This window comes from Streptomyces aurantiacus (assembly GCF_027107535.1).
Lineage (GTDB): Bacteria > Actinomycetota > Actinomycetes > Streptomycetales > Streptomycetaceae > Streptomyces.
The window spans coordinates 2,715,998-2,731,292 of the sequence record NZ_CP114283.1 but is presented as its reverse complement, the minus strand read 5'-3'; the positions used below and the strand labels follow the sequence as shown (position 1 = coordinate 2,731,292).

The window sequence follows — 15,295 nt, the reverse complement described above, 5'->3', positions numbered from 1 at the left end:
TGAGGGATCGGTAACCGGCCCGCAACGCGCGGGCAACGGCGGTGACCCTCCCGGCTCCTAATTTCTGTCGAGCGACAGAAATGCACGGCCAGCACCTCACCGAAGACATGACACGACTGCCGAGCCGGAGGTCCCTCGATGGCGACAGCGACCACTCACGGAGCCCGCGCGCACGCCCGCGCCCAGCAGGGTGCCCGCGCCGAGGCCATGCCCCACGTGCCGGCGGGCAGCTGGCCCGCGCCGCCCTGCGAGGCGGGCCACCTGGTGTGGGCGGAGACGGTGGCGGGCGGCAACTACACCCACCGGGTGCTGGCCCGCGGCACGGAGCTGCGGCTGACGGACCTGCGCGGCGACGCCTGCGCCCACCTGCTCCTCTTCGTCGCCGACCGGCCCTGGGAGCGCCTGAACGTGGCCGACACCGTCAAGGTCCAGTGGAACGCCTACCTCGGCGAGGGCCGGCTGCTCCTCTCCGACCAGGGCCGCGTCCTCGCCTCGGTGATCGCCGACACCTCCGGGCGGCACGACGCGCTGTGCGGCACCTCGGGTCTCGTACGGAACACGCGGCGGTACGGGGACGGGACGCCGCAGTCGGGCTCGCCCGCGGGCCGTGAGTTGTTCAAGCTGGCGGCCGCCAAGAACGGGCTGGCGCCGCGCGATCTTCCGCCGTCGCTCTCCTTCTTCCAGGGGGTCGAGGTGCGCGACGACGGTTCCGTGGACTTCACCGGTTCGGCGGGTCCGGGGGCGAGCGTGACGCTGCGCGCCGAACAGGACGTCACCGTGCTGCTGGCCAACGTGCCGCATCCGGCAGACCCGCGCGACGCCTACACGAGCACGCCGCTGGAGGTGCTGGCCTGGCGCGGCGAGGCCACCCGGTCCGGCGATCCGCTGTGGGAGGCCACGCCCGAGGGCCACCGCGCCTTCCTCAACACCGCCGAGTTCCTTGCCGCGAGGGGGATCGCATGAGCGAGCAGACCGTCCTGAGGGCCACCGTCGCGGCCCGGGCCGCCTGGTCGGCCGTCGTCCCCTCCGGTGCCACGCTCACCGTCACCGACCTGCACGGCAACCAGGCCGTCGACTTCCTCGTGTACGACGCCGGGGACACGGCCGTGCGCTACAGCGCGCCCGACACGATCCAGGCGCAGGGGAACATCTTCCTGACCACGGGCAGTGTGCTCATGTCGAACGAACACACGCCCCTGATGACGGTCGTCGCGGACGACGTCGGCCGGCACGACACGGTCGGCGGCGCCTGCTCCAAGGAGTCGAACTCGCTGCGGTACGGCCACCACACCTGGTCCCAGCACGCCTGCGTGGACAACTTCCTCGCGGAGGGCGCCCGTTACGGCCTCGGCAAGCGCGACCTGGTCTCCAACATCAACTGGTACATGAACGTGCCGGTCGAGAAGGACGGCACCCTGGGCATCGTCGACGGCATCTCGGCACCGGGCCTCTCCCTCACCCTGCGCGCCGAGCGCGACGTGCTCGTACTGGTCTCCAACTGCCCCCAGATCAACAACCCCTGCAACGGCTTCGAGCCGACCGCGGTCGAGATGACGATCGGGGCTCCCGAATGAGCGGCGAGGAAGCGGCAGGCGCCTTCGACACGCTCCTCGTCGCCAACCGGGGCGAGATAGCGGTCCGGATCATCCGTACGGCACGGGAACTGGGCCTGCGCACGGTCGCCGTGTACTCCGACCCGGACCGTTCGGCACCGCATGTACGTCTCGCCGACGAGGCCGTACGGCTGGGTCCCGCGCCTGCCAAGGAGTCGTATCTCGACGCGGACCGCGTCCTCGGGGCGGCCAGGGACACGGGCGCGGGCGCCATCCACCCCGGTTACGGCTTCCTCTCCGAGGACGCGGCGTTCGCGCGGCGCTGCGAGGAGGCGGGGATCGTCTTCGTGGGGCCGACGCCGGAGCAGCTGGACCTGTTCGGGGCCAAGCACACCGCCCGGGCGGCGGCGGAGTCGGCCGGGGTGGCGCTGGCCCCGGGGACGGGCCTGCTCGCGGATGTCGACGAGGCCCTGTGGCGGGCCGCCGCCGTCGGCTACCCCGTGATGCTCAAGGCGACCGGCGGCGGGGGCGGCATCGGCATGTCCGCGTGTCACTCGGCGGATGACCTCCGTGACGCCTGGGAGCGGGTGCAGCGCGTCGCCGCGGCCTCCTTCTCCTCGGCCGGAGTCTTCCTGGAGCGCCTCGTCGAACACGCCCGCCATGTGGAGGTGCAGGTCTTCGGCGACGGCGAAGGCCGGGTCGTCACCTTCGGCGACCGTGACTGCTCGCTCCAGCGCCGCAACCAGAAGGTTCTCGAGGAGGCCCCGGCGCCCGGCCTGCCCGACCGGGTGCGCAAACAACTCGCCGCTTCCGCACGGGACTTGTGCGCGAGCGTCGGCTACCGCTCGGCCGGCACCGTCGAGTTCGTGTACGACGCGGCCCGCGAGGAGGCGTACTTCCTGGAGGTCAACACCCGACTCCAGGTGGAGCATCCGGTCACCGAGGAGATCTACGGGGTCGACCTCGTCGCGTGGATGCTGCGGCAGGCTCGCGGTGACCGGGGCGTCGTACGCGATCCGGGTGCGCCCCACGGTCATGCCGTGGAGGCGCGGGTGTACGCCGAGGACCCCTCCCGTGAACACCGGCCCAGCGCGGGCCTGTTGACGCGGGTCGAGTTCCCTTCGGGCGTCCGCGTGGACGGCTGGGTCGAGACCGGCACCGAGGTCTCCACCTCGTACGACCCGATGCTCGCGAAGGTCGTCGCGCACGGCGCCGACCGGGCACAGGCCCTCGCACGGCTGGACGAGGCGCTGGCGGGCACGAGGGTCGACGGCATCGAGACGAACCTCGGTCTGGTGCGGGCGGCGCTGTCCGACCCGGACTTCCGGACGGCCGCGCACTCCACGGACACCCTCGCCGCGGTGAGCGATCCGACGCCGAGGATCGAGGTCGTGTCGGGCGGGACGCTGACGACGGTCCAGGACTGGCCGGGGCGGACCGGCCACTGGCAGGTGGGCGTGCCGCCGAGCGGACCGATGGACGACCTCTCGTTCCGGCTCGGGAACCGTGCGCTCGGCAACGACGAGGGGGCACCCGGGCTCGAATGCACCTTGCGGGGACCGGCGTTGAGGTTCACCCACCCGACGACGGTGTGCGTCACGGGCGCTCCCGCTCCGGTGACGGTCGACGGCGCGGCCGTCGGACAGTGGGAGCCGGTGACCGTGCCCGCGGGCGGTGTGCTGGAAGTGGGCGCGCCCTCGGAGCACGGCCTGCGCACGTACGTGCTCTTCTCCGGCGGCGGACTGGACGTGCCGCCCTTCCTGGGGAGCGCCTCGACGTTCACGCTGGGGCGGTTCGGCGGCCACGGCGGGCGGAAACTGCGGACGGGCGACGTGCTGCACGGGAGTGCCATGACCGCCGCTGTGCCGTCGTCCGGTGTGCCGGTTGCGGATCCGCTCCCCGTGCCGGTGGCCGAGCGGCCGGCGTTCGGTGCGCAGTGGCGCCTCGGCGCGCTCGAAGGACCGCACGCCGCACCGGAGTTCTTCACCGAGGAGGACATCCGCGACTTCTACGCGGCCGAGTGGAAGGTCCACTTCAACTCGGCCCGCACGGGCGTACGGCTGGTCGGCCCGGGGCCCCGCTGGGCGCGCACCGACGGCGGCGAGGCGGGCCTGCACCCCTCCAACATCCACGACACCCCCTACTCGGTCGGCGCGGTCGACTACACCGGTGACATGCCGGTGCTGCTCGGCCCGGACGGCCCCTCCCTCGGCGGTTTCGTCTGCCCGGCGACCGTCGCGAAGGGGCAGCGGTGGAAGCTCGGGCAGCTGCGGCCCGGGGACACGGTGCGGTTCGTGCCGGTGACGGTGCCCGAGGCCGGGCGGCTGCGGCGCACACCGGCCGCCGCGCCGGTGGCGGACCGTGCGGAGATCGCCGACGGGGGCGTACTGGCCCGGGACGCCGACGTGACGTACCGGCGAAGCGGTGACGACAACCTGCTCGTCGAGTTCGGGCCCATGCAGCTCGACCTGGCGCTGCGGATGCGGGTGCACGCGCTGATGGAGGCGGTGTCGGCCGCCGGGCTGCCCGGCATCACGGACATCACCCCCGGCATCCGCTCGCTGCAGATCCAGACGGACCCGGACCGGCTGCCACAGCCCGAACTCCTGTCCTCGGTACGGGAGATCGTGTCCTGTCTGCCGCCCGCCGACCAGCTCGTCGTCCCCTCCCGTACCGTCCATCTCCCGCTCTCCTGGGACGATCCGGCGACACGCGAGGCGATCGCCCGCTACATGGCCGGGGTGCGCGACGACGCGCCGTGGTGCCCGTGGAACATCGAGTTCATCCGCCGCGTCAACGGCCTGGACTCGGTCGAGGACGTGTACCGGACGGTCTTCGACGCCGAGTATCTGGTCCTGGGCCTGGGCGACGTGTACCTGGGGGCGCCCGTGGCGACGCCCCTCGATCCCCGCCACCGTCTCGTCACGACGAAGTACAACCCGGCCCGCACCTGGACGGCCGAGAACTCGGTGGGCATCGGCGGGGCCTACCTCTGCGTCTACGGCATGGAGGGCCCCGGCGGCTACCAGTTCGTCGGCCGTACGACGCAGGTGTGGTCGGGATGGCAGCAGCGGGGGGCGTTCGAGCAGGGCTCTCCCTGGCTGCTGCGCTTCTTCGACCGGATCAGGTGGTATCCGGTCGAGGCCGACGAACTGCTGGACCTTCGCGCGGACATCATCTCGGGCCGTTTCGTCCCGCGGATCGAGGAGGGCACCTTCTCCCTCGCCGCGTACGAGTCCTTCCTCACCGAGAACGCGGGCGAGATCGCGGAGTTCCGCAGCCGGCAGGGCGCGGCCTTCTCCGCGGAGCGTGACGCCTGGGAGGCGGCGGGCGAGTTCACCCGCGCGGAGATGACGTCGGCCCCGGCCACGGCCCCCGTGGAGGTGACGGTTCCACCGGGCGCCCGCCTGGTGGAGGCGGAGTTCGCCGCGTCCGTCTGGCAACTGAACGTCGAGCCGGGCGACACGGTCACCACCGGTCAGCCTCTGCTGGCTCTGGAGGCCATGAAGATGGAGTCCCGAGTCGCCTCCCCCATGGACGGTGTGGTCCTCGAACTCCTCGCCCGACCCGGCGACCAGGTCGAGGCGGGGACGGCGCTGGTGGTCGTGGGCCCCGCCGCACGCTGAACGAACGGCCCGCCGTCTTCGTCCGCGGGCAGGTCTTCCGCCGGGCGGAACGAATGAGCACGGACGGCCGCCGGACCACACCATCGACGAAACCCCGAGCGAGGAGCACCGATGCCGCCCCAGACCCAACCCCAGGCAGTGGCCCGCGTCCGTGCGGCCTACGCCCGTATCGAGGCCACCGCCCGCCCCGAGATCTGGATCGACCTGCGCCCCCGGCAGGAGGTGGAGGCCGAGGCGCGGGCCGTCGAAGCCCGCCTCGCCGCGGGAGAACACCTTCCCCTCGCGGGAAAGCTCCTCGCGGCGAAGGGCAACATCGACGTGGCGGGCCTCCCCACCACCGCCGCCTGCCCGGCCTACGCCTACCGGCCGGAGGCGGACGCCCCCGCGGTGGCCCGCCTGCGCGCGGCGGGCGCGATCGTCCTGGGCACCACCAACCTGGACCAGTTCGCGACGGGCCTCGTGGGCACCCGCTCCCCGCACGGCCCGGTCCGCAACGCCGTCGACCCCGACAGGGTCAGCGGCGGTTCCAGCTCGGGGAGCGCCGTCGCGGTGGCCCTCGGCATCGTGGACCTCGCCCTCGGTACGGACACCGCGGGCAGCGGCCGCGTCCCCGCGGCCTTCAACGGGATCGTCGGCCTCAAGCCCACCCGGGGTCTCGTCCCCACGGACGGCGTGGTCCCGGCCTGCGCCTCCGTCGACTGCGTGACGGTCTTCGCCCGCACCCTCCCGGAGGCGGAGCAGGCCCTGGCGCACATGGCCTCGCCCCCCGCCCGCGGCCTTCCGTCACTCCCCGGGCGCGTCCCTGGCCCCTGGCGTATCGCGGTCCCGCCCCTGGAACAGCTCGGCGAACTCGACGCGGGGTGGTCGCAGGCGTACGAGGCCGCCGCGGCCCGACTGCGATCGGCGGGAGCCGAGGTGCGCACCATCGACCTCACTCCCTTCACCGAGGCCGCTGCGATGCTCTACGAGGGCGCCTTCGTGGCGGAGCGCTACACCGCCGTAGGGGCCTTTGTCGACAAGCTGCTCGCCGAGGGCGGCGCCGGCCTCGACCCGACGGTCGCCGGCATCATCACCCGGGCCCGCGACATCCCGGCGCACCGGCTCTTCGCCGACCAGGACCGCCTGGCGGCCCTGCGCGCCCGCGCCCTGACCGAACTCGGCGACGCGGACGCCCTGCTCCTGCCGACGGCCCCCGGCCATCCCACGCTCGCCGAGGTCGCCGCCGACCCTCTCGGGGCCAACGCCCGGCTGGGCCGTTTCACCAACTCGACCAACCTCTTCGACCTGGCCGCCGTCGCCGTACCGGCAGGCCGGGTGGCAGGGCTCCCCTTCGGCGTGATGCTGGTCGGCCCGGCCTTCACCGACGAACGCCTCGCCCGCATCGCCCACGCCCTCGAAGTGCCCACGGCCCGGATCGCCGTGGTCGGCGCACACCTGTCGGGCCAGCCACTCAACGGTCAACTGCTGTCGCTCGGCGCCCAGTTGGAGCGTACGACCCGGACAGCCGCCGTCTACCGGCTGTACGCCCTGTCCACCGAACCGTCCAAGCCGGGACTCGTCCACGTGGGTGAGGGGGGCGCCGCGATCGAGGCCGAGGTGTGGCGACTGCCCGCCGAAGGGCTCGGCCGGCTGCTCACCGCGCTGCCCCGCCCGATGGCGCTGGGCCGGGTCGCACTGGCCGACGGCGGTGACGTGCCCGGATTCCTGTGCGAGCCGGGCGCGCTCGACGGCGCACGCGACATCACCGCGTACGGGGGCTGGCGCGCCTACCTGGAGTCGCTCGCCGGATGACTGCCCCGGGCGGGCAGAGCGCGGGGCGGAAAAGGCTCGGGGCGGGGAGGGCGCGCGGCGGGCGCGGACAGGCCTGAGGCGGCGCGTGTCCGGCCCGGTCGCCCGGGCACGCCCCGCCGTCCCGTGCCGTGCGACCGGACCCGGCGCACCGACTCACCCGGTCCGCCACGACACGTCACCCCACCGACGAGTAGGCCACCACTCCGCGCAGCAACTGGTCGACGGCCTTGCGGGCGTTCTTCGCCACCGTCGAGCTCGCCGCCCCGGAGATCGGCGCAGCCGCCGAGATCTGCCCCAGCACGTCGATGACCTGCTTGCACCAGCGCACGAAGTCGCCCGCGGGCATCTCGGCCTCGCGCAGCACCTCGTCGAGGCCCTTGCCCGACGCCCACTCGTGCGCCGCCCAGGCGAAGCCCAGGTCGGGCTCGCGCTGGCCGACCCCCTCGGTCTGCGTGATGCGGAAGTCCTCCTCCATGGCGTCGAGCCGGCCCCAGATGCGGACCATCTCGCCCAGCGCGGCCTTCGCCCTGCCGGACGGCAGCTTGGGTGCCATCGCGTCGTCGCCGGCCCTGGACTCGTACACCAACGCCGAGACGCACGCGGCCAGTTCGGCCGGTCCGAGGCCCTCCCACACGCCTTCGCGCAGGCACTCGCTGGAGAGCAGGTCCATCTCGCCGTACAACCGGGCCAGCCGCTTGCCGTGCTCGGTGACGTCGTCGCCGCGCAGGTAGTCCAGCTCGGTCAGCAGCGCGACGATGCGGTCGAAGGTCCGGGCGATGGTGTTCGTCCGGCCCTCGATGCGGTTCTCCAGCTGTGCGGTGTCGCGCCGCAGCCGGTGGTAGCGCTCGGCCCAGCGGGCGTGGTCCTCACGGTCGCTGCACCCGTGGCAGGGGTGCCCCCTGATGGCGGTCCGCAGCCGGGCGATCTCGCGGTCGTCGGCTGCCTCCGCCCGCTTCCTGCGGTGCCGGTCGGGCACGATGTGCCCGGCCTTGGTGCGCAGCGCGGAGGCCAGGTCGCGGCGCGACTGCGGTGAGCGCGCGTTGAAGGACTTCGGGATGCGCATCCGCTCCAGGGCCTCGACGGGCACCGGGAAGTCGATGGACGCGAGCCGCTTGACCTGCCGCTCGGCGGTGAGCACGAGCGGCCGGGGGCCGTCGTGGTGCTCGAAGCCCCGATGGCCGTTGGACCGCCCGGCGGGCAGCCCCGGATCGAGGACCAGGGCGAGGCCCGCGAACTTGCCGGTCGGCACGTGGATGATGTCGCCCGGCTTGAGCTTCTCCAGCGCGACGGCGGCCTCGGCCCGCCGCTGGGAGGCGCCCTGCTTGGCAAGCTCGGTCTCGCGGTCCTTGAGCTCGCGACGCAGCCGCGCGTACTCCTCGAAGTCCCCCAGGTGGCAGGTCATGGACTCCTTGTAGCCTTCGAGCCCCTCCTCGTTGCGCTGCACCTGGCGGGAGATGCCGACGACGGACTTGTCGGCCTGGAACTGCGCGAAGGACGTTTCGAGCAGCTCGCGCGAGCGGTGCCGGCCGAACTGCTCGACGAGGTTGACCGCCATGTTGTACGACGGCTTGAAGCTGGAGCGCAGCGGGTACGTGCGCGTGCCGGCGAGTCCCGCGAGGTGGTCGGGGTCGATTCCGCGCTGCCACAACACCACGGCGTGGCCCTCGACATCGATGCCGCGGCGGCCGGCCCGGCCCGTGAGCTGGGTGTACTCACCGGGAGTGATGTCGGCGTGCTGCTCGCCGTTCCACTTGACGAGCTTCTCCAGCACCACCGAGCGGGCGGGCATGTTGATACCGAGCGCGAGGGTCTCGGTGGCGAACACGGCCTTCACCAGGCCGCGTACGAAGAGTTCCTCGACGACTTCCTTGAACGTCGGCAGCATGCCCGCGTGGTGGGCCGCGATGCCGCGCTCCAGGCCTTCCAGCCACTCGTAGTAGCCGAGGACATGGAGGTCCTCGTTCGGGATGGAGGCCGTGCGCTCCTCGACGAGGGCACGGACCCTTTCCCGTGCCTCTTCGTCGTTCAGCCGCAGTCCCGCGTACAGGCACTGCTGGACGGCCGCCTCGCAGGCGGCGCGGCTGAAGATGAACGTGATGGCGGGCAGCAGCCCTTCGGCGTCGAGCCGCTCGATGACCTCGGGCCGGCCCGGCGTCCACACCCGGGACCGCTGCCGTCGCTCGCGCTCCCGGTCGGGGTCGCGCATGGCGCGGCCCCGCCTGCGGTCCTGGTACGACGGGCGGCTCGCCTCCATGCGCGCCAGGCGCGAGAGGTCGGGGTTGACGGCCTTCCGGTGGCCTTCGCCCTCCTCGAAGAGGTCGTACATGCGGCGTCCGGCGAGCACGTGCTGGAACAGCGGTACCGGCCGGTGCTCGGAGACGATCACCTCGGTGTCACCGCGGACGGTGTCGAGCCAGTCCCCGAACTCCTCCGCGTTCGACACCGTCGCCGACAGCGACACCAGCGTGACCGACTCGGGGAGGTGGATGATCACTTCCTCCCACACGGCGCCCCGGAAGCGGTCGGAGAGGTAGTGCACCTCGTCCATCACCACGTACCCGAGGCCGAGGAGGGTCTGCGAACCCGCGTACAGCATGTTGCGCAGCACCTCGGTGGTCATGACGACCACCGGGGCTTCGGAGTTGACGCTGTTGTCGCCGGTGAGGAGACCGACCTTGTCCGCGCCGTAACGGCGGGAGAGGTCCGCGTACTTCTGGTTCGACAAGGCCTTGATGGGTGTCGTGTAGAAGCACTTCTTGCCCTGCTGGAGGGCGAGGTGGACGGCGAACTCGCCGACGATCGTCTTGCCCGAACCGGTGGGCGCGGCCACCAGAACGCCCTTGCCCCCTTCAAGAGCTCGGCAGGCCTCGATCTGGAAGGGGTCGAGGCCGAAGTCGTACATCTCGCGGAAGCCGGCGAGCGCGGTGGCCTGCTCGACAGCGCGCTTCCGTGCTGCCGCGTACCGCTCGGCCGGTGAGAGGTCCTCTGTCATCGTGCTTTCGAGACTACCGGCCACCACTGACAACAGGACGATCATTATCCGATCGGAGCCTGTGGATCCGGGTCCGCGCTGTTCCGGGGCGTGCGGCCGGGTCGCGGCGGGCGGGGCTCGGAGGGCGGCTCAGGGGCCCGCCACGCGCACCGCCCCGGGTACGCATTGCGCGGTCAGCGGCAGCGGACCGAGCGGCTCCCCGTCGGCGTACCCCGTGATCCCCTCCGCGGCCAGCTCGACCCTCGCGGCCCGGTGCACGGTGACCCTGGGATGACCGACGTGCGTGCCCTTGTAGACCCGGGGGAAGACGCGAAGCAGTGTCGTGCGGCTGCACGCGCCGACCACGGTGACGTCGAACAGCCCGTCCGTGAGGTCCGCGCCCGGGCAGATCCGCATGCCTCCCCCGTAACCGGACCCGTTGCCGACGGCCACCAGCGTCGCCTCGACCTCCCGGACCTCGCCGCCGTCCAGGGCGATGCGGTACGGGAACGGCCTGAGGGCGGCGAGTTCGGCGAGCATCGCGAGGTCGTACTTGAAGCGTCCGGTGGGCCATCGCATGCGGTTGCCACGGTCGTTGACCCGCGAGTCGAAGCCGGAGGCGAGGACCGTGCCGAACCAGGTGCCCACCGCCCGTCCGAGGTCGATGTCCCGCAGCCGGGCCCCCTTGAGCGCCTCGGCGACCACGCGTCCGGCGGCGGCCGGATCGCGCACGGGCAGTCCCAGAGCGCGCGCGAAGTCGTTCCCGGTGCCGACGGCGACGAGGCCCAGCGGCGTACTCGTCCCCGCGACGGCCTGGAGAGCGAGGTTCGCCATGCCGTCGCCGCCGACGGCCACGAGGGCGCCGGTGCCGGATTCCACGGCGTCGCGCGCGCGTGCGAGGGCGTCCTCGGCGTTCTCCCCGAGGACCGTGCGTACGGAGAAGCCCGCGGCCCGCAGCGCCGAGGCGGCCGGCTGCGCCGCGCGGGCGCCCCGGCCGCGTCCCGCGGCGGGGTTGACGAAGAGGGTGATCTCGCTGGTCACGGCCCGGACCCTACAAGGTCGTCGGGCGACGTCAGGTCACGTCGTCGTAACCGTTGACCCGGTCCCGCTCCCGCCCGGAGTCCGACTGCGCGGGCAGCGCGCGGGTGGCCGACACGGACTCGATCTCGCCGATGTCGTCGGGGGTGAGGTCGAGCTCAGAGGCCTCGTCGTCGTCCGGCCCCTCGGCCTCACGACGGGCCCTGCGGCGGTCGTTGAGGAGCGAGAAGGCGGTGGCCGCGAAGTACAGGATCCAGATGGGTCCGGCGAGCGCCAGCATCGTCAGGGGATCGGTGCTGGGCGTGGCGACCGCCGCGAACACGGTGATGCCCATGATCATGCCGCGCCACCAGCCGGCCATGCGCCTGCCGGTGATCACTCCGCTCATGTTGAGCATCGCCAGGAGCAGCGGCAGCTCGAAGGAGAGGCCGAAGACGACGACCATGCGGGTCACGAGGTCGAGCAGGTCGTCCAGTGGCAGCAGGTTGTCGACACCGAACGGCGTGAACTCGATCAGGACCTTCGCGGTGGTGGGCAGCACCTTGTAGGCGAAGAAGGCGCCACCGAGGAAGAGCGGGACGCCCGACGCGACGAACGCGTAGGCGTACTTCTTCTCGCTCTTGTGCAGACCGGGCGCGACGAAGGCCCAGAGCTGGTAGAGCCAGATCGGCGAGGCCAGCACGATGCCGGCCATGAGCGAGACCTTCAGGGCCAGCGTGAACGGCGTGAGCAGGCCGTTGATCGTGATCTGCGCACAGGGGTCGTCGGACGACGACTTCGCCAACTGCTGGAAGGTCTTGTCGCAGCCGACCTCTTTGAGGATCGGCTCCGTGAAGAAGTTGATGATGTCGTTGTAGAAGAACGCGGCGACGACCGTGACGAGGACGATGGCCAGCATCGCCTTCGCGAGCCGGTTGCGGAGCTCACGAAGGTGCTCCGCGAGGGGCATCCGCCCCTCCGGATCCTTCTCTTCCTTCTTGCGGGCGGACTTCAGCAACCCACGTTCCCATCTCGTGCGGCGGGCCGGAGGTCACCGGCCCTGCGTCAGCGCTTGGTCGTGTCCGTCGGCTCGCTGACCGGGCGCGAGCTGGTCACGTCGCCGGGCGCGGCCTGGATGGTGCGCTGGGGCTGCTGGTCGTCGTGCGGCGGGGCGGCCGCGGTGGCGCTGTCGTCCTTGCCCTCGGACTTCATCGCCTTGGCCTCGCTCTTGAGGATGCGGGCGGACTTGCCCAGGGAGCGGGCCATGTCCGGAAGCTTCTTCGCGCCGAACAGCAGGATGATGACGACGAGGATGAGAATGATCTCGGGAGCGCCGAGCCTTCCGAACATAAGCTTTTACCTTCTCACCGAGGCGGCGTGGTTGGGTTGCTGCCCGACCGGTCGGACGTCTGTCCGAGGGTCGTGCTGACAGCGATCGTAACGCTCAGGGGTAAACGCGGGGCAATCCCTGTGCGTACTCCCAGTTCGCGGTCCGCGCCTCGCTCTCCGGGCCGCGACCAGCAGCGTACCTGCCGATCCTGCGAAGTTGACAGGTCGGAGTGACCCAAAGCGCGGGGGCGGGAAGGCTCAGAGGGCGTCCGCGGCGCGGGCCGCGCCTGCCGAGGCGTGCTCCAGGTCCTCGGCCGCGCGGTTGATCCGACGTGCGGATTCGCTGACCTGCCTGCCCAGACGCTCCGCTTCCAGGAAGACACGGACGGCGAGCACAGCGAGGACGGCGATTCCCAGGAAACCCACAGCGATCGCGAACATCGGCCAGAACATGGGGTCGACCCTAAGCCCCTCGGACCGTGGCGTGCAGGCGCAGGGCCCGCACCCCTCCGCCGGTGAGGAGTTCGACGATGCGCTCCCCGGCGGGCTTGCGGACCGCCGCGCCGCACTCCGGGCAGGTGAAGGAGTAGAAGGTGGTCCGATGTGTGGCGCCGATGACCAGACGCAGGGCGCCCGCGGAGAGTTCGAAACCGACCCGGCAGTCGGGGCACGCGGCCTTGAAGACCACGGGATCCACTCTCGTCATCCCCGAAAATGCGGACGCTACGGACATTTCACTCGTACCAGACATCGCCGAACCGCTCAAAGCCCTTGCTCCTGCCTGCCGTACAGCCCGTCATGAACTCCGTGCGGCCCGCCGTCGGGGCGCTGCGCTCCCACACCGCCGAGCGGACCCCCCGGACCGCCGGCGTGCGGCGCGCCGGGGCGATCCTGCGGCCGGTCCCCGTCGTCGTACGTGCCCTGCGGTCCGTCGTAGGCCGCGAGAGCCTCCCGGGCTGCCCGGCGGGCGCTGTCCGCGACCTCCGGCGGCGAGACGATCCGGCCGTCACCCCCGAGCCGCAGGGCGAGGCGGCGCAGCGATGCCGGGTCGGGGGTGCGCAGGGTGATCCGCAGCCCGCCGTCCGGCAGCTCCTCCGCACTGTCGTGGGGGTAGTACTCGGCGACCCAGCGCCCGCCGGGACCGACCTCCACGACGACCTCCGGGTCCTCGGCCGCGGGCTGCACCAGCCCCTCCGAGAGGTCCCGCAGCTCGATCTCGGGCGGCGCGGACGGCTCGTCGAGGATCTTGATCTCGGCGACCCGGTCCAGCCGGAAGGTGCGCCGGGCCTCCGAGCGGCGGCACCAGGCCTCCACATAGGTGTGCCCCACGCTGACCAGGCGGATCGGGTCGATCTCGCGCTCGGACAGCTCGTCCCGCGAGGGTGAGTAGTAGCGGATCCACAGCCTGCGCCGCTCGGAGATCGCCCGGTCGACGTCCGCGAAGACCCCGCCCTCCGCCTCGAAGGTGACCGAAAGCCGGGAGCTGGCGCCGGCCGCCTCGCCCGAGGCGGCCTCCACCTTCGCGGTGGCCCGCAGCAGCGCCTGCCGGTCCCCCTCGCGCAGACCCGGCAGGGTCGAGACGGCCCGCGCGGCCACCAGCAGCGCGGTCGCCTCGTCGGCGGCGATCCGCAGCGGCTCCGCCACGTCGTCCGGGTTGTGCCACCAGATCCGGTCGCCGTCGGTGTCGATGTCGAGCAGGTCGCCGCCGCGGAAGCTGGTCCCGCACAGCGGCAGCACGTCGAGGTCGGAGATCAGCTCGTCCTCGGTGATCCCGAAGGCCCGGGCCACGTCCTCCACCCGCGCGCCGGGACGCTCACGCAGATACGTCACCAGGGAGAGCATCCGCCGGGTCTGGTCGATCGCGTTCGTGGGCCTGGCCGGTTTTCCTACCACTTTCCTACGCTCCCCCTCAGCCCTTGGCCACTGCGCGCAGCCGGTCCACGACGTCGGCCCGCAGCTCGGCGGGCTCCAGGACCACCACGTCCGGCCCGAACTCCACGAGCCAGGCGTCCAGGCCGTGCCCGTACGGAATCTCCAACTCGTCCCAGCCGTCGCCGAGTTCCCGCACGGAGGCGGCCTTGGCGCGCAGCGGGTAGCCCGAGCCCGTCCGCAGCCGGATCAGCGCCGAGCGGTCGGTGATGTCCCCCGCCCAGCCCGCGACGGTCTCCCGCACGGTCACGACGTCGGGCACCTCGGCCGTGTACTTGCCACTGCGGGTACGGACCTTGCCGGTGATCCGGGACAGCCGGAAGACGCGCTCGGCTCCCCGGTCGCGGTCCCAGCCGGCCAGGTACCAGTGACCGCGCCAGCACTCGAGCGCCCAGGGCTCGACGTTACGGGGTTCGGGGCGGGCCGCGGTCGCCTTGCGGTAGTCGAAGGAGACGGGGCGCCGGTCGCGGCAGGCGAGCATCAGCGGCTCGAAGGCGGCCTCGTGCACGGGGATGCGCGGCTCCAGCGCGCCGTGCGGCTCGTACGGGTCGACGCCCTCCGGCAGACCCGCGGCGCGCAGCTTCTGCAGGGCGCCGCTCGCCGCGCCCGCGAGGCGGGCCTGCTGCCAGACCTTGGCGGCGAGGCCGAGGGCGGCGGCCTCCTCGGCGTCCAGCGTGATGGGCGGCAGACGGTTGCTGTCGCGGCGGGCCAGGTACCCGATCTCGCCGTCGAGGTTCTCCACCGTCTCGATGACCAGGCCGAGTTCGCGCAGATCGTCCTTGTCCCGCTCGAACATCCGGTTGAAGGAGTCGTCCGAACTGGCTTCCAGATAGGCCTCGATGGACTCGCGGAGCTCACGTTTGCTGAGCGGTCGCCGCGTCCCGAGCAGACACAGCGCCAGGTTCATCAGCCGCTCCGCCTTGGCAATGGCCATCGACGCCCTTCCCTATGGTGCTTCCGACCGATGACCGTACCGCCCCGGGGTGTCGCGGCAAAAGCCGAGGGCCCACGCCCGGACAGGCATGGGCCCCAAGTGATCGAATCCGATCGGATCGTGATCACGCGGCGTACGAAGACCG

12 protein-coding genes are annotated in these 15,295 nt (G+C 72.1%); 4 read left to right on the top strand and 8 right to left on the bottom strand.

What is annotated here, in order from left to right; genetic code table 11:
* The first annotated feature begins 138 nt into the window (after nt 1–138).
* From O1Q96_RS13770 to atzF, 4 genes are all read left to right on the top strand, one after another.
* Complete coding sequence (locus tag O1Q96_RS13770; protein ID WP_269248449.1) at nt 139–963, top strand: urea amidolyase associated protein UAAP1; 825 nt, start codon at nt 139–141, stop codon at nt 961–963.
* Nucleotides 960–1,574 (top strand): urea amidolyase associated protein UAAP2, encoded by a 615-nt coding sequence (locus O1Q96_RS13765; protein ID WP_269248448.1) that lies wholly within the window; start codon nt 960–962, stop codon nt 1,572–1,574. Before O1Q96_RS13770 ends, O1Q96_RS13765 begins: the two co-directional genes overlap by 4 nt.
* Complete coding sequence (uca, locus tag O1Q96_RS13760) at nt 1,571–5,179, top strand: urea carboxylase (protein WP_269248447.1); 3,609 nt, start codon at nt 1,571–1,573, stop codon at nt 5,177–5,179. Before O1Q96_RS13765 ends, uca begins: the two co-directional genes overlap by 4 nt.
* 111 nt (nt 5,180–5,290) lie before the next feature.
* Nucleotides 5,291–6,970, top strand: a complete 1,680-nt coding sequence (atzF, locus tag O1Q96_RS13755) for an allophanate hydrolase (RefSeq protein ID WP_269248446.1) — start codon at nt 5,291–5,293, stop codon at nt 6,968–6,970.
* A gap of 175 nt (nt 6,971–7,145) precedes the next feature.
* On the opposite strand, the gene O1Q96_RS13750 is transcribed toward atzF, so the two are convergent.
* From O1Q96_RS13750 to O1Q96_RS13715, 8 genes are all read right to left on the bottom strand, one after another.
* On the bottom strand, nt 7,146–10,007 hold the full coding sequence (locus tag O1Q96_RS13750) for a DEAD/DEAH box helicase (protein WP_269248445.1): 2,862 nt from the start codon (nt 10,005–10,007) through the stop codon (nt 7,146–7,148).
* 84 nt (nt 10,008–10,091) lie between these two features.
* Nucleotides 10,092–10,982 carry a diacylglycerol kinase gene (locus O1Q96_RS13745; RefSeq protein ID WP_269248444.1) on the bottom strand — a complete coding sequence of 297 codons (891 nt, stop codon included), beginning with the start codon at nt 10,980–10,982 and terminating at the stop codon, nt 10,092–10,094.
* 31 nt (nt 10,983–11,013) lie between these two features.
* On the bottom strand, nt 11,014–11,976 hold the full coding sequence (gene tatC / locus O1Q96_RS13740; protein WP_217454944.1) for a twin-arginine translocase subunit TatC: 963 nt from the start codon (nt 11,974–11,976) through the stop codon (nt 11,014–11,016).
* 47 nt (nt 11,977–12,023) lie between these two features.
* Nucleotides 12,024–12,308 carry a Sec-independent protein translocase subunit TatA gene (gene tatA / locus O1Q96_RS13735; protein WP_217454945.1) on the bottom strand — a complete coding sequence of 95 codons (285 nt, stop codon included), beginning with the start codon at nt 12,306–12,308 and terminating at the stop codon, nt 12,024–12,026.
* A gap of 237 nt (nt 12,309–12,545) precedes the next feature.
* On the bottom strand, nt 12,546–12,740 hold the full coding sequence (locus tag O1Q96_RS13730; RefSeq protein WP_269248443.1) for a hypothetical protein: 195 nt from the start codon (nt 12,738–12,740) through the stop codon (nt 12,546–12,548).
* 10 nt (nt 12,741–12,750) lie between these two features.
* Nucleotides 12,751–13,038 carry a hypothetical protein gene (locus tag O1Q96_RS13725; protein WP_269248442.1) on the bottom strand — a complete coding sequence of 96 codons (288 nt, stop codon included), beginning with the start codon at nt 13,036–13,038 and terminating at the stop codon, nt 12,751–12,753.
* An 11-nt stretch (nt 13,039–13,049) separates the two neighbouring features.
* On the bottom strand, nt 13,050–14,180 hold the full coding sequence (locus O1Q96_RS13720; protein ID WP_269248441.1) for a helix-turn-helix transcriptional regulator: 1,131 nt from the start codon (nt 14,178–14,180) through the stop codon (nt 13,050–13,052).
* A gap of 16 nt (nt 14,181–14,196) precedes the next feature.
* Nucleotides 14,197–15,150, bottom strand: coding sequence for a helix-turn-helix transcriptional regulator (locus O1Q96_RS13715; RefSeq protein WP_269248440.1), 954 nt, complete (start codon nt 15,148–15,150; stop codon nt 14,197–14,199).
* Between the last annotated feature and the right edge of the window lie 145 nt (nt 15,151–15,295).

Coding starts and splice junctions, on each gene's coding strand:
- O1Q96_RS13715 (WP_269248440.1), bottom strand. CDS start 15,150: ATGGCCATTGCCAAGGCGGAGCGGCTGATGAACCTGGCGCTGTGTCTG.
- atzF (WP_269248446.1), top strand. CDS start 5,291: ATGCCGCCCCAGACCCAACCCCAGGCAGTGGCCCGCGTCCGTGCGGCC.
- O1Q96_RS13770 (WP_269248449.1), top strand. CDS start 139: ATGGCGACAGCGACCACTCACGGAGCCCGCGCGCACGCCCGCGCCCAG.
- O1Q96_RS13750 (WP_269248445.1), bottom strand. CDS start 10,007: ATGATCGTCCTGTTGTCAGTGGTGGCCGGTAGTCTCGAAAGCACGATG.
- O1Q96_RS13730 (WP_269248443.1), bottom strand. CDS start 12,740: ATGTTCTGGCCGATGTTCGCGATCGCTGTGGGTTTCCTGGGAATCGCC.
- uca (WP_269248447.1), top strand. CDS start 1,571: ATGAGCGGCGAGGAAGCGGCAGGCGCCTTCGACACGCTCCTCGTCGCC.
- O1Q96_RS13725 (WP_269248442.1), bottom strand. CDS start 13,038: ATGTCTGGTACGAGTGAAATGTCCGTAGCGTCCGCATTTTCGGGGATG.
- tatA (WP_217454945.1), bottom strand. CDS start 12,308: ATGTTCGGAAGGCTCGGCGCTCCCGAGATCATTCTCATCCTCGTCGTC.
- O1Q96_RS13765 (WP_269248448.1), top strand. CDS start 960: ATGAGCGAGCAGACCGTCCTGAGGGCCACCGTCGCGGCCCGGGCCGCC.